This window comes from Salinivibrio sp. HTSP (genome assembly GCF_003390965.1).
GTDB classification, from domain to species: domain Bacteria; phylum Pseudomonadota; class Gammaproteobacteria; order Enterobacterales; family Vibrionaceae; genus Salinivibrio; species Salinivibrio kushneri.
On the sequence record NZ_PXUD01000038.1, the window covers coordinates 1 to 14,206 of the forward strand.

Sequence of the window (14,206 nt, forward strand, 5' to 3'; positions counted from 1 at the left end):
TGCTTTCTTGTTTTCAGATTTTTGGAAAAATCTGAAGGCAAAAACGGATTAAAGTATCAAAGCAGGTTGACGTAAGACTTTGATGACGCGTTTTCGCTGATATAGCTCAGTTGGTAGAGCGCACCCTTGGTAAGGGTGAGGTCGGCAGTTCAAATCTGCCTATCAGCACCAGAATTTTCTTGGCGGCCATAGCGTAACGGCACCACCTGAACCCATGCCGAACTCAGAAGTGAAACGTTGCTGCGCCGATGGTAGTGTGGGGTCTCCCCATGTGAGAGTAGGTCACTGCCAAGAGTTTTTTCGAAGCCCTCCGCATTCGCGGGGGGCTTTTTTCGTTTCTATCTTTCTTATCAATACTGTCTTCTCCTATGCTTAAAACAATGTTGGTCTAAGGGTGATCACTGCTTGAGCTTAATCAGTGACTAGGTTATGTTATTAGATATCTGGACGTCTAAACATCTCTAGGAGGCAGTGATGCCGATTAAAATCCCGGATCAGCTCCCCGCGACTAATATCCTAAGGCGTGAAAACATATTCGTAATGACCGAGACGCGCGCGGTGAGTCAAAACATCCGCCCGTTGAAGGTGCTGCTGCTCAACCTGATGCCAAAGAAAATCGAGACGGAAACGCAATTTATGCGTCTACTCTCTAACAGTCCTTTGCAAGTGGATGTTGAGCTTTTACGGATAGATAACCGGCCAAGCAAAAATACGCCAACCGAGCATCTCGATACCTTCTACCGTCAGTTTGAGGCCGTTCGCGGACGTAATTTCGATGGTCTTATCGTGACAGGCGCGCCACTCGGGTTGGTACAGTTCGAGGATGTGATTTACTGGGAGCATTTACAGGATGTGATGAATTGGGCGCACCAACACGTTACTTCAACCCTCTATATCTGTTGGGCCGCGCAAGCAGGCTTAAAGCTACTTTACGACTTGCCTAAGAAAACTCGTAAGGAGAAGTTATCGGGTGTCTATCAGCACGACATTAATGCTGACTTATGCAAACATCCGCTATTACGCGGCTTTGATGATAGTTTCTTAGCGCCCCACTCGCGCTATGCGGATTTTTCGCCTAACTATCTTGCAGAGCATACGGATCTCGACATCTTAGCAACCTCTAATGAAGCGGGTACCTATCTGGCGGCGACGAAAGATAAGCGCAATGTGTTTGTCACCGGTCACCCTGAGTATGATTCTCATAGCTTGCATCATGAATATCATCGGGATTTAGAAGAAGGGATGGAGCCAGCGGTTCCCCTTAACTATTACCCGGATGATGACCCCTCGCAGCCACCGTATGTGAGTTGGCGCAGCCATGGCCATTTACTGTTTGCCAACTGGCTGAACTATTGTGTTTACCAGCAAACGCCCTTCGACTTGGATACCTTCTCTGCGTCTAACTTTACCCTGGATGAATAAAAAAGGCGCCCGCGGACGCCTTTTGCTGAGGGAGCTGTGTGGATTTAGGTTTGATGTGTATCCATTTCGTCTTGTGCTGCGTTTGCTTTATCAACCATGCCTGTCATGGTTGAGCCTTGCACCAAAATGGAAAACACCACCACCGCGTAGGTCATGATGAGGATCAGCTCGCGGACATCGATATTTTTTTCCGGCACCACCATGATGCCAGCGGGCACGGCCATCGCCATCGCCAGTGCGAGACCGCCACGTAACCCACCCCAGCTTAATATACGCACCGCCCAAGGGTTATAAGAACGAAAGCGGTTGAAACCGAGATAGCACATTTTCACGCTAATAAAACGGGCGAGAAGCACAATAGGCACCACCGCCGCCATAATGATCCAGTCTTCTTTATGGAAACTGATTTGCAGCAAGCTAACCCCGATGAGGAGAAAGAGTAGGCTGTTAAGAAATTCATCGACTAATTCCCAGAAGTGGTCGAGGTGATCTTCACTTTCTTTGGAAAAGCCAATAAAGCGGGTCCAGTTACCGATCATGATCCCCGATACCACCATTGCCAGCGGGCCAGAGACATGCAGCATATCGGCCAAGACATAGCCAGCGCTGGGGATAGCCAGCGTTAATAACAATTCCATCGAGTGATCGTTAGTGGCACAAATCAAGCGATGGAAAAGATAGCCCAGCACTAGGCCATATAAAACCCCGCCAACGGCTTCTTGTAAAAACAAGGCAATGGTACCGCCCACCGTCGGGTTGTTGTCGCCAAAGGCTAGGGTAAAAAGGGTCACAAAGATCACGATACCCACACCATCATTGAATAATGACTCTCCCTCAATTTGTGTGGTGATCCGCGTCGGTGCTTGCAGCTTTTTGACGATAGCAAGCACAGCGATTGGGTCGGTGGGCGATATCAGCGCGCCAAATAACAGGCAGTAGAGGAAATCAAAGGGGATGCCAATCAGTTGAAACACGCCCCAGATACCGGAGCCGATTAACAACACAGAGACCAATAGCCCGCCGATCACCAGGGTTGTGATCTCCCACTTTTGGTCGGAGAAAGAGGGAAGCTTGACGCCAATCCCCCCTGCGAAGAGCAAAAAGCCGAGGACGCCTTTGAGCAAAAACGTATCAAAGTGGATATCTGTCAGTATCTGCTCGGCCATGGCTTTTAGTGGAATGGCTTGGTATTGACCGGCGATCACTATCAGCAAAGACAGTAGGAGCGAGCTAGCGGTGATGGCGATCGTGGTTTGTACTCGGCTGATTTTACTATTAATAAAAGCGATTAAGATGGCTGCAGCAGCCATAAAGCTGAGGATTGCGTAGGTTGACATGCCGCTTCCTAGTGCAACGAGGGAATGAAAAAGTGTGTCGAAATATTAATAGAAATCGCTTTCAAAACGAACAGCTGAATTGAAATAGATCAAAATAAATTGTTATTTATAGACGTCTAGATTTCCATTTTCGCTGTGGTAGGATGAAATGACTGCAACGAGGAAGATGATAAGCGTAATAGTATGAACCGACTAACACAGCAACTGCGCGACCGTATTCTAGTGATCGATGGTGGCATGGGCACCATGATCCAAGGTTTGGCACTGAGCGAAGCCGATTATCGTGGCCAACGTTTTAAAGATTGGCACTGTGATGTGAAAGGTAATAATGATCTCTTGGTGCTGACGCAGCCTGATAAGATCGCTTCGCTACACAGTGATTATCTGGCGGCGGGCGCGGACATTATTGAAACCAACACCTTTAACGCCACCCAAATCGCGATGGCTGATTACGACATGCAGGCGCTGAGTGCGGAAATCAACGGCGCGGCAGCTCGGCTTGCGCGTGAGGTTGCTGATTCGTGGACGGCGAAAACGCCGGATAAACCCCGTTTTGTCGCGGGCGTGTTAGGGCCGACGAACCGAACGTGTTCAATCTCTCCAGACGTGAATGACCCGGGCTTTCGCAATGTCAGCTTTGATCAGTTAGTCGACGTGTATGCCGAGTCCACCGAAGCGCTCATTGACGGCGGTGTTGATATCATCATGTGGGAGACCATTTTTGATACCTTGAATGCCAAAGCATGCGCGTTTGCGGTTGAGAAGGTCTTTGATGCCCGGGGTTTTCGGCTACCCATTATGATCTCCGGCACCATCACTGATGCGTCTGGACGCACCTTATCCGGACAAACTACCGCCGCTTTTTATCACTCGTTGCGTCATGTCGAGCCACTGTCGTTTGGCTTAAACTGCGCACTTGGGCCAGCTGAATTGCGCCAGTATGTCAAAGAGCTGAGCGACATTTGTGAGGGCTTTGTCTCCGTCCACCCCAATGCGGGGTTGCCCAACGCCTTTGGCGAGTATGATCTTTCTCCCGAAGAGATGGCGACACACATTGATGAGTGGGCGGCGTCTGGCTTTATCAACTTGGTCGGGGGGTGCTGTGGCACTACGCCCGAACATATTCAAGCGATTAGCGACGCGGTGAAGCAACATGCGCCACGCGCGCTTCCTGATCATCCTGTGGCATGCCGTTTGTCTGGGCTCGAGCCCCTGACCATTAATGCTGATAGCTTGTTCGTCAACGTGGGGGAGCGCACCAATGTCACCGGCTCAGCACGCTTTAAACGCTTAATCGTTGAGGAGCAATATGACGAAGCGCTTGAAGTGGCATTGCAGCAAGTGGAGAACGGCGCCCAAATCATCGATATCAATATGGATGAGGGCATGTTGGATGCCGAACAGGCCATGGTGCGATTTCTCAACCTTTGCGCGGGGGAGCCGGATATTGCCCGTGTGCCTGTGATGATTGATTCCTCCAAATGGGAGGTAATTGAAGCTGGCCTCAAGTGCATTCAAGGTAAAGGCATCGTCAACTCTATTTCGCTCAAAGAAGGAGAAGAAGCCTTTCTACACCAAGCACGTTTAGTCCGTCGCTATGGCGCGGCAGTGATCGTGATGGCGTTTGATGAGCAAGGACAGGCTGATACCCAGGCGCGGAAAGTGGAAATCTGTACGCGGGCCTATCACCTTCTGGTCGAGCAAGTCGGCTTTCCACCGGAAGACATTATTTTCGATCCTAATATTTTTGCGGTTGCCACCGGCATTGACGAGCACAATAACTACGCGGTTGATTTCATCAACGCGGTGGCCGACATTAAACAAACTCTGCCGCATGCCATGATCTCGGGCGGCGTCTCCAATGTGTCGTTTTCGTTTCGAGGCAACAATCCCGTCCGTGAGGCTATTCATGCGGTGTTTTTGTATCACTGCATCAAAAATGGCATGGACATGGGGATCGTCAATGCCGGTCAATTGGCGATTTATGATGATTTATCCGAGTCTTTGCGCCTAGCAGTGGAAGATGTGGTGCTCAACAAAGACGATGGGGCGACAGAGCGTTTGCTGGACATCGCCGACAGCTATCGCGATAGCGGGGAGAGCGAGGTCGCAGAAACTGCAGAGTGGCGTAGTTGGCCAGTGGAAAAGCGGTTGGAACATGCACTGGTCAAAGGCATTACCGAGTTTATTGTTGAAGATACCGAGCTGGCTCGCGCCGCGGCAAGTAAACCTCTAGAAGTGATTGAAGGCCCGTTGATGGCAGGCATGAACGTGGTCGGGGACTTATTTGGTGAAGGCAAGATGTTCCTGCCACAAGTGGTGAAGTCGGCACGGGTGATGAAGCAGGCAGTGGCCTACCTTGAGCCCTACATCAATGCTGAAAAGCAGCAAGGACAGACCAATGGCAAGATCTTGCTCGCCACGGTCAAAGGGGATGTGCATGACATTGGCAAAAACATTGTTGGTGTGGTGCTGCAATGTAATAACTTCGAGATTATTGATCTCGGCGTGATGGTGCCGACCGATAAAATCCTGTCGGCGGCCCGAGAAGAAAACGTCGATATTATTGGTTTATCAGGCCTGATTACCCCATCGTTAGATGAGATGGTGAACGTGGCGAAAGAGATGGAGCGCCAAGGATTTGATATTCCTCTGCTGATTGGCGGCGCGACCACGTCCAAAGCCCATACCGCGGTGAAAATTGAGCAGCATTACCATGCGCCCGTGGTCTATGTGCCCAACGCGTCGCGTGCGGTTGGGGTATGCGCCTCGTTATTATCCGATACGCAGCGACCGGATTTTGTGGCCCGTTTAGCTAAAGACTATGCCGCTGTACGTGAGCAGCACCAGCGTAAAACCCCGCGCACGGCACCGGTAACCCTTGAGCAGGCACGCGATAACAAGTGGCAAACGGATTGGACAAACTATGTGCCTCCGCAACCGGCGAAGCCGGGCGTGCACGTTTACGATGATGTCTCGATAGCAACCTTACGTCAGTATATCGACTGGACACCCTTCTTTATGACGTGGTCACTCAGTGGCAAATTCCCTGCGATTTTGGATCACGAACTGGTGGGGGAAGAAGCCCGTCGTTTGTATCAAGACGCCAATGCTTGGCTCGATCGTTTCGAAGCGGAAGGATTAGTGGCGGCAAAAGGGGTGTGTGGCCTTTTTCCTGCCAATAGCATTGATGATGATATTGAGGTCTATGAGGATGGGTCTCGCCAAGCGACGCTCACCGTACTGAACCACTTGCGGCAGCAAACGAAAAAGCCACGTGGTGCCAACTATTGCTTGTCGGACTTTATTGCGCCAACAAGCAGTGGCCAGCCGGATTGGATTGGCGCATTTGCGGTCACAGGTGGTATTGGCGAATATGCCTTGGCGGAAGAATACAAAGCGAAAGGGGATGATTATAACGCGATCATGATCCAGGCGGTCGCCGATAGACTCGCAGAAGCCTTTGCAGAGTACCTCCATCAGCAAATTCGGATCACCTTGTGGGGCTATGCGCCCGATGAGACGCTCGATAACGACGCGCTGATCCGCGAGCAATACCAAGGGATCCGGCCAGCGCCGGGTTATGCCGCCTGTCCTGAACACAGTGAGAAAGGCAAAATTTGGCAATTGCTATCGGTAGAAGCGCATACGGGGATGACACTCACTGAAAGCTACGCGATGTGGCCGGGGGCGTCAGTCTCAGGTTGGTATTTTTCCCATCCTGAGTCACGTTACTTTGCGGTGGCGAAGATCCAAAACGATCAGCGAGACAGCTATGCAGCACGCAAAGGGTGGAGCAGCGAAGAAGCGGAAAAATGGCTCGGGCCGAACTTAAACGGCTAACGAAAGAAGCCAGCACATTGGCTGTGCTGGCTTCTTTATTATTCAAATAAGTCCGCGTGTAACCGCTGCACCACCTGGGTGGCATCGTCATCTTCAACCACAACACAGACATTGTGGTTGCTGGCACCGTAGCAAATCATGCGTAGTTTGTGTTGTGCTAAGGCACTGAACACCGGCGCTGTCGCGCCAGCAGTATGATTCATATCATTGCCAATCAGCGCCACCACCGCCAGGTTCTCGCAGATCTCGACATGACATAACTGGGTCAGCTCGGCGATAGCCGCTTCTGGCAGCTGCGGTGCGTCGCCCTGAGTGTTGGTTTGATCAAGGGTTAAAGCGACACTGACCTCCGAGGTGGTGATCAAGTCCACCGAGATTTCAAATCGTGCCAAAACCTCAAATACTTTGGCCAAAAAGCCATATGCATGGAACATGTTTAAGCTGGTCAGTGTCACCATGGTTTGGTTTCGTCGTAAGGCGACGGCACGAAACAGCGGTGCCGAGTGCGCTTGTTCGCGGATCCAGGTGCCGCCTTGCTCAGGCGCGCTCGCAGCCCCGACAAACACAGGAATATGTTGGCGCACTGCAGGCACTAAGGTGGATGGGTGCAGGATTTTGGCACCAAACGTGGCCATTTCTGAGGCTTCGCTAAAACTAATTTCACTGATTGGGCGCGCTTGGTCGGCAATCCGCGGGTCGGTGGTATAAATCCCCGGTACATCAGTCCAAATGGCCAAACTCTCTGCGTCCACGGCTTCGGCGAACAGTGCGGCACTGTAGTCGCTACCACCACGGCCTAAGGTGGTGGTTTGTCCGTGGGCATCCGCGCCGATAAACCCTTGGGTGACCACTCGGTGTGTGGCTAAATGCGGAAGCAATTGGTCGTGGCACTGTGTTCGCGTCTGCTGTGGGTCAGGCTGGGCACAGCCAAACTGGCTGTCGGTGCGCAGCAATTCACGCGCATCGGCCCGTATTGTTGCCATTCCTCGGCTATTGAGTAAATGAGTGAAAATATGGGTCGAGATCAGCTCGCCGCAGGCCACCAACGCATCCGTTAACGCTGTGTCAGGGGTGATGGCCGCTTTTTCGGCATACTCGGCAATGGCGAGATGCCAGTGTTCGACTGCTGCTTGCGTGTTTTGGCAATCAGGAAGTTGCTGCAATATGGCTTGGTGAATGGCATGAATGGCGTCCAACTTGGCTTGGCGCACGTCAGGGTCGCTGATCCCTTTTGCCAGCGCGACCAAGTGGTTGGTCACACCGGCGCACGCACTGATCACGATTAAACGGGTTTGCGGGTTTTGCTCGATAACAGTGGCGCTTTGCTGCATCGCCTCTAGCGTTCCGACACTGGTGCCGCCAAATTTAGCGACTGAAATTGATGGTAATGGCCTCACGTCCTTTCCCCTCTCTGGCTAGCAGAGTCAATAAATTAAAAATGATGGGGAACATCAGAAGTCACATCGTGACCGCGATAAATACCGCGACAAGGATAGGAAGAGCAAACGGCAGGTGTAGTCTGCCAGAAGCGCTCCACCTGTCTTTCCATATGGATGACAAGTGACAGCCTGAAGGATTCAGCCTTCAAGGCCGGCAGCGTATCGACCCCGATCGTACGCCACCTCGGCATTGTCTCCCCTGGTTATCATGCTTAGGAGTGGGGCTCCGCTTGATAACTGCCTGAGAAATGCACCTCTTCTGCATGTTCAGTCATGGGTTGGTAACCGCATGAACAGTTTTAACATTACGGGTGTGATCGCAGGGTGTCAACCGTGTTTTTACGCCCGATGGGAGCACTGCCCAGCACCAGCATCTCACCTAGGCAAGAGGAGGCCATCACGCCCTATCGACACTGACAAGAAAAGCGAATCGCCGCTAGCGATCACACAGTTCATGTGCCAGAGGCTAGGGGAATGGCGAAAAAATATGCTATAACGGTGAGCCTCGGTACCAACAACAAGGATTCGTGATGGCTCGTGCAATTTCCGATATTCAGTCTTTTCAACCCGTCGCTCGCACATTGATGGGGCCAGGGCCCTCTGACATTTACCCGTCGGTGCTGCAATCATTGAGCAAGCCGACATTGGGGCATCTTGACCCCTTATTCATTGCCATGATGGATGAGGTCAAGCAGCTACTGCAGTACGCTTTTCAAACCGACAATCCGTTTACCATTGCGGTCTCTGCACCTGGAAGTGCGGGGATGGAAGCCTGTTTTGTCAATTTGGTGGAGCCTGGCGACACAGTGATCGTCTGTCGCAATGGCGTGTTTGGCGACCGGATGCGAGAAAACGTGGAGCGTTGTGGTGCACATGCGGTCATGGTTGATGATGCCTGGGGCGCTCCGGTTAATCCTGAAAAGATTGAAGCGGCCTTGAAGGCGCACCCGGAGGCTAGCATAGTCGCATTTGTCCACGCGGAGACGTCCACAGGCGCTTGCTCTGATGCACAGGCCCTTGCCACCTTGGCACGTGAACACGGCTGCCTCACCATTGTCGATGCGGTGACCTCACTCGGTGGCGTGCCGTTGAAGGTGGACGAGTGGCAATTAGATGCAGTCTATTCAGGCAGTCAAAAATGTTTGTCGTGTGTACCGGGCTTGTCGCCAGTGACATTCTCGCCCCGTGCAGTAGAAAAAATGCAGGCGCGGACTCACAAGGTGCAAAGCTGGTTTCTCGATCAAAGTTTGGTGCTGGGGTATTGGAGCGGCGACGGCAAACGTAGCTACCACCATACGGCACCCGTGAATAGTTTATATGCCCTACATGAAGCCCTGCTCAAACTGTATCACGAAGGGATTGAGAACGCGTGGCAACGCCACGATACCATGCATCAGCGTTTGAAAGCGGGATTGGACAATTTAGGGATTGGCTTTGTGGTCGATGAACCTTATCGTTTGCCCCAGCTTAACGCCGTTTATATTCCTGAGGGCGTGGATGATGCCGCCGTGCGCCAGCATTTACTTCACACCTATAACTTGGAAATTGGCGCTGGCCTCGGTGATTTGGCGGGTAAAGCCTGGCGAATCGGCTTAATGGGCTACGGCGCAAGGGATGAGAACATTGCCCTGTGCCTTAAAGCCCTTGAAGAGGCATTGCGCTAGGGCGTCGAATGATCCGGTAGGGTATGGCGGATTGTCCATACCTTCGCCGCGTTTGGATACAAGTAACGTGCTTCTTGCTGGATATCGCGAGCCCGCTGACGGTCACCGATTTGTAGGGCCACTTGATAGGCATGCTGATAGCCAGCAAAGCGTGGTCGTTGTGCGACTTGGCGCAATAATTGGTTAAGATGTTGCTGGCGCTCAGTGTCAGACAGAGTTGCTAAATTAGCCTGAAAGTGACGGCTTTGTTGTGCGTGGGCGAGCTTTTGCTGCCACCATGGATGTTGCTGGTATAAGGCAAAACGTTGCGAGCTGAGTAAAGAGTCGCGCAAATAACGATTGGCCAAATATACGGATGACAGGCACACGAGTGTCGTGATGACGAGGGCAGTGATCACGGTGCGACTGGCCACACGTTGGCTGTAACCATGAGTGAGTACCGGGTAGCGGCGATATTTGCTGGTGAGGTTATCAAGCCAGTATAGCCAAAGGAGTAACAATATCCCATTAAACCACTGGGTGCCGCTCACCGGATAGATCATCAGTCCTGTGAGCGGAGGAAGCACTAAAGCAATCAAGATCCGCCGTGTTCCTGAGGGCGCACGAAAGATCCTGACGCCGATAGCCATGATCACCAACACATAGCCCAATCCAATCAATAAGCCTCCTTCCAACAGCCAAAATAGCAGTGCACTGGGCAGGTTCACTGGACCCAGATGGCCGGGTTGTGAAGCAGAAAGCAATAGCAAGGCCTGCTTGCCATTCCCCATGCCTACCCCAAAAAACGGCGTTGTCTGCCATTGTTGCCACGCTAACAACAACGCACGTTGCTCGCTGGCGCTCAGCCATTGCCAATTATCTTGACCACTGAGGAAAAATACCGCCAGGATAGCGCCGAGACAGACCGCCACAAGCCAGGCTTTGTGCTGGCGCCTGGAGGCAAAGCGAGCCAAATAGGCTTGCTGTAACACGACGGCACACAAGGCAAAGAGCAGCAGCAGGGGCTGGCCTTGCATCGCTAATACGGGAATAAAAATGAAGGGGGTGACGGCCAATAAGCTTTGGCTGATAGGGTGGCGATAGCGGCCACTCGGCTCTCTGGCGAGAATGTATGCGGCTAACGTCAGCCCCGTGAGCAGCAGGGTATGCGTGACCGCTGGGGGCAAGTGAGGCACCCAGTTGTTAAACATAAAAGGTGCCATGCCCGGAGGTGATTGATTGCCCAACACCGACAGCACCGCGAGCCAAGAGGCGAGCAAAAATACCCCGAGTAGCTTTTGCCGCTGCGAATGGTTAAAAACAAACTGCTGAAGGCTGGAGAAGAAACCGAGGCTCAGTATCAAGGCGGCCATAGCATAACCGCTATTGAGTGCCTCTGCGTGCGGATAGTAATAAGGAATAATCGCCAGGCCCGTTGCCAAACCAAGCATCCAGGTCAGTCGGCTTGCCCGCCAGGTATGTTGACGCACGACTTCCAAACAGGCAAACCCTAATGTAAACGCCAAGGTCAGTAGTGATAACGCTGCCGCAGGATGGCGAATGCCCACTAACGGGAGAGACACCGAATAGAGGGGCAAACAGATTAACCACAAGGCCGCTAACGCAAGCAGAAATGGGGCTGTTAGCGGCTTTCTTATTACGCGACTCGGCGGCAGCGCTGAGGTCATTATCGCTCCAACATAGGTTTGAGGAAGTGAGCGGTGTGGCTACCCAAAACATCGACGATGTCTTCTGGCGTACCTTGCGCGATGATTTCACCGCCGCCGTTACCGCCCTCAGGTCCTAAGTCGATGATCCAGTCCGCGGTTTTTATCACATCCAGATTATGCTCAATCACCACGATAGTGTTGCCCTGTTCACGCAAGCGATGCAAGACATTAAGCAGTTGTTGAATATCATGGAAATGAAGCCCTGTGGTCGGCTCATCGAGGATGTAGAGCGTTTTACCCGTATCCCGTTTAGACAACTCTCGGGCTAACTTGACCCGCTGTGCTTCACCGCCCGATAAGGTGGTGGCGGCTTGGCCTAGACGAATATAGCTCAGGCCCACATCCATCAACGTCTGTAGCTTGCGCTTGATCGCGGGCACGGCGTCGAAAAACTCACGCGCGTCCTCGACAGTCATCTCAAGGACTTCATCGATGGTCTTGCCTTTATAGCGTACTTCCAATGTTTCCCGGTTATAACGCTTGCCTTTACACACATCACAAGGCACATACACATCGGGTAAGAAATGCATTTCCACTTTGATTACGCCATCCCCTTGGCAGGCTTCACAGCGACCGCCGCGCACGTTAAAGCTGAAGCGACCCACTTTATAGCCGCGCGCACGCGCTTCTTGCGTGCCGGCAAACAGCTCACGGATCGGGGTAAAGATCCCCGTATAAGTGGCTGGGTTTGAGCGTGGGGTACGGCCAATAGGACTTTGGTCAATATCGATCACCTTATCAAAGTGCCCCAAGCCATCAATCGATTGATAAGGCGCGGGATCAGCGGTGGTCGCGCCGTTTAATTGCTGGTGGGCGACTTTAAAGAAGGTGTCATTGATAAGCGTTGACTTGCCTGAGCCTGACACACCCGTCACACAGGTAAGGAGTCCGACAGGTAGGTGGAGATCAACGTTTTTCAGGTTGTTGCCCGTTGCCCCTTTCAGGGTCAACATTTTGTTCGGGTCGCGCTCAATACGCTTTGCGGGCACCTCGATGGCTTGCTTGCCACTTAGATACTGGCCTGTTAGTGACGACTCACTGGCGAGTATGTCCTCTAAACTGCCTTCGGCAACAATGTGGCCCCCATGTGCCCCGGCCCCCGGGCCAATATCAATGATGTAATCGGCTGCACGTATGGCATCTTCGTCATGCTCGACCACCATCACGGTGTTCCCCAGATCGCGCAGGTGCTCCAAGGTGTCAAGCAAGCGGGCATTGTCACGCTGGTGCAGGCCGATAGAGGGCTCATCCAGAACATACATGACGCCCACCAAGCCCGCGCCAATTTGGCTGGCCAGTCGAATACGCTGTGCTTCACCGCCAGAGAGGGTATCGGCACTGCGCGATAAATTCAGGTAGTTAAGCCCCACATTGACCAAAAACCGTAGCCGGTCATGGATCTCTTTCATCACCTTTTCGGCAATCTTGGCGCGTTGCCCGGTCAAGGTCAGTTGTTCAAAGAAGTCCAGCGCCTGTTGAATGCTCAGCTCACAAATCTCGGGTAGGTTGTGGCCGTCGATAAACACATGACGGGCTTCTTGGCGTAAGCGTGAGCCACCGCAGCTGGCACAGGGTTTAGTAGCGATATATTTGGCCAGTTCATCGCGCACGGCATTCGATTCGGTGTCACGGTAGCGACGCTCCATATTGTTGAGGATCCCCTCAAACGGATGTTTGCGTACACGAATATCGCCCCGATCGTTGACGTATTTGAACTCGATCTCTTTCGGCCCTGACCCATACAAGAGAATGTCCTGAATGGTGCCGGAGAGATCCTGCCATGGCTCTTCCAAATCAAACCCGTAATGCTCAGACAGCGAGCGTAGCATTTGGAAGTAATAAAAATTACGCCGATCCCAGCCGCGGATCGCGCCCCCCGCCAAGCTAACCGCTGGGTTTTGAATCACCCGCTTGGGATCAAAATACTGTTGCACCCCCAAGCCGTCGCAGGTACCACAGGCACCGGCTGGATTATTAAAGGAGAACAGGCGAGGTTCAAGCTCTTGCATGCTGTAACCGCAGTGTGGGCAGGCAAAGTTGGCGGAAAAGATGATCTCTTCCCCTTCACCGTCCATCCAACTGATCACCGCGCTGCCGCCTGTTAGCTCGAGCGCAGTCTCAAAAGATTCCGCCAAACGCTGTTGCTGATCATCGCGCACTTTAAAGCGGTCGACCACCACCTCAATGGTGTGCTTTTTCTGCAGCTCGAGTGTCGGCGGATCCGAAAGATCGCACACTTCGCCATTGATCCTTGCACGGATAAATCCCTGCGCGGCGAGGTTCTCAAGGGTCTTAACATGCTCCCCTTTACGGTTTTTAATGATTGGCGCGAGCAGCATCAGCTTGCTGCCCTCTGGCAGCGCAAGCACTTTATCGACCATCTGACTAATGGTCTGAGCGGCCAAGGTCACATCATGAGTGGGACAGCGTGGCTCGCCCACTCGCGCGTACAGTAAGCGTAAGTAGTCATACACTTCAGTGATGGTGCCGACCGTTGAGCGTGGATTGTGCGAGGTGGACTTTTGCTCTATCGAGATGGCAGGCGACAGGCCCTCAATATGGTCAACATCGGGTTTTTCCATCAAGGAAAGAAACTGGCGTGCATACGCTGACAAGGATTCAACGTAGCGGCGCTGGCCTTCTGCGTATAAGGTATCGAAAGCCAATGATGACTTGCCGGAACCCGACAGGCCAGTGATCACGATCAGCTTGTCGCGAGGGATGGTGAGGTTGATGTTTTTGAGGTTGTGCGTGCGCGCGCCTCTGACGTCGATATTGTCCATTATTATCCT

The 14,206-nt window shown here is 52.5% G+C and carries 7 protein-coding genes, 1 tRNA gene, 1 rRNA gene and 1 riboswitch; of the genes, 5 read left to right on the plus strand and 4 right to left on the minus strand.

From position 1 onward, the window contains the following. Nucleotides 1-95: 95 nt before the first annotated feature. The 3 genes from C7A19_RS08230 (at nt 96) to metA (ending at nt 1,422) form a co-directional block, all read left to right on the plus strand. A tRNA-Thr gene (locus tag C7A19_RS08230) sits at nt 96-171 on the plus strand. Between the two features lie 7 nt (nt 172-178). After that, nucleotides 179-294: ribosomal RNA gene (gene rrf / locus C7A19_RS08235) — 5S ribosomal RNA — on the plus strand. A gap of 180 nt (nt 295-474) precedes the next feature. Next, nucleotides 475-1,422, plus strand: coding sequence for a homoserine O-succinyltransferase (gene metA, locus C7A19_RS08240; protein ID WP_077484117.1), 948 nt, complete (start codon nt 475-477; stop codon nt 1,420-1,422). A gap of 44 nt (nt 1,423-1,466) precedes the next feature. Here metA and C7A19_RS08245 read toward each other — a convergent pair whose 3' ends face one another. Beyond that, complete coding sequence (locus C7A19_RS08245) at nt 1,467-2,759, minus strand: sodium:proton antiporter (protein ID WP_116644678.1); 1,293 nt, start codon at nt 2,757-2,759, stop codon at nt 1,467-1,469. Nucleotides 2,760-2,942: 183 nt separating this feature from the next. Between C7A19_RS08245 and metH the strand changes: the two genes are divergently transcribed. Next, nucleotides 2,943-6,602, plus strand: a complete 3,660-nt coding sequence (gene metH, locus C7A19_RS08250) for a methionine synthase (RefSeq protein WP_116644679.1) — start codon at nt 2,943-2,945, stop codon at nt 6,600-6,602. A 38-nt stretch (nt 6,603-6,640) separates the two neighbouring features. Here the strand turns inward: metH and lysC are convergent, their stop codons facing one another. Next, nucleotides 6,641-7,999 carry a lysine-sensitive aspartokinase 3 gene (gene lysC / locus C7A19_RS08255; protein ID WP_116644680.1) on the minus strand — a complete coding sequence of 453 codons (1,359 nt, stop codon included), beginning with the start codon at nt 7,997-7,999 and terminating at the stop codon, nt 6,641-6,643. Between the two features lie 121 nt (nt 8,000-8,120). Then, nucleotides 8,121-8,308, minus strand: a riboswitch (Lysine riboswitch). A 263-nt stretch (nt 8,309-8,571) separates the two neighbouring features. Between lysC and C7A19_RS08260 the strand changes: the two genes are divergently transcribed. Then, on the plus strand, nt 8,572-9,705 hold the full coding sequence (locus C7A19_RS08260) for an alanine--glyoxylate aminotransferase family protein (protein ID WP_116644681.1): 1,134 nt from the start codon (nt 8,572-8,574) through the stop codon (nt 9,703-9,705). On the opposite strand, the gene C7A19_RS08265 is transcribed toward C7A19_RS08260, so the two are convergent. Next, complete coding sequence (locus tag C7A19_RS08265) at nt 9,702-11,372, minus strand: Wzy polymerase domain-containing protein (RefSeq protein WP_116644682.1); 1,671 nt, start codon at nt 11,370-11,372, stop codon at nt 9,702-9,704. The genes C7A19_RS08260 and C7A19_RS08265 overlap by 4 nt on opposite strands. Further along, nucleotides 11,372-14,197, minus strand: coding sequence for an excinuclease ABC subunit UvrA (uvrA, locus tag C7A19_RS08270; protein WP_077659031.1), 2,826 nt, complete (start codon nt 14,195-14,197; stop codon nt 11,372-11,374). Before uvrA ends, C7A19_RS08265 begins: the two co-directional genes overlap by 1 nt. Nucleotides 14,198-14,206 lie beyond the last annotated feature (9 nt).

What these genes read in the sequence shown, in the direction of transcription:
- metA (WP_077484117.1), top strand. Translation starts at nt 475, where the DNA reads ATGCCGATTAAAATCCCGGATCAGCTCCCCGCGACTAATATCCTAAGG.
- C7A19_RS08245 (WP_116644678.1), bottom strand. Translation starts at nt 2,759, where the DNA reads ATGTCAACCTACGCAATCCTCAGCTTTATGGCTGCTGCAGCCATCTTA.
- metH (WP_116644679.1), top strand. Translation starts at nt 2,943, where the DNA reads ATGAACCGACTAACACAGCAACTGCGCGACCGTATTCTAGTGATCGAT.
- C7A19_RS08260 (WP_116644681.1), top strand. Translation starts at nt 8,572, where the DNA reads ATGGCTCGTGCAATTTCCGATATTCAGTCTTTTCAACCCGTCGCTCGC.
- C7A19_RS08265 (WP_116644682.1), bottom strand. Translation starts at nt 11,372, where the DNA reads ATGACCTCAGCGCTGCCGCCGAGTCGCGTAATAAGAAAGCCGCTAACA.
- uvrA (WP_077659031.1), bottom strand. Translation starts at nt 14,197, where the DNA reads ATGGACAATATCGACGTCAGAGGCGCGCGCACGCACAACCTCAAAAAC.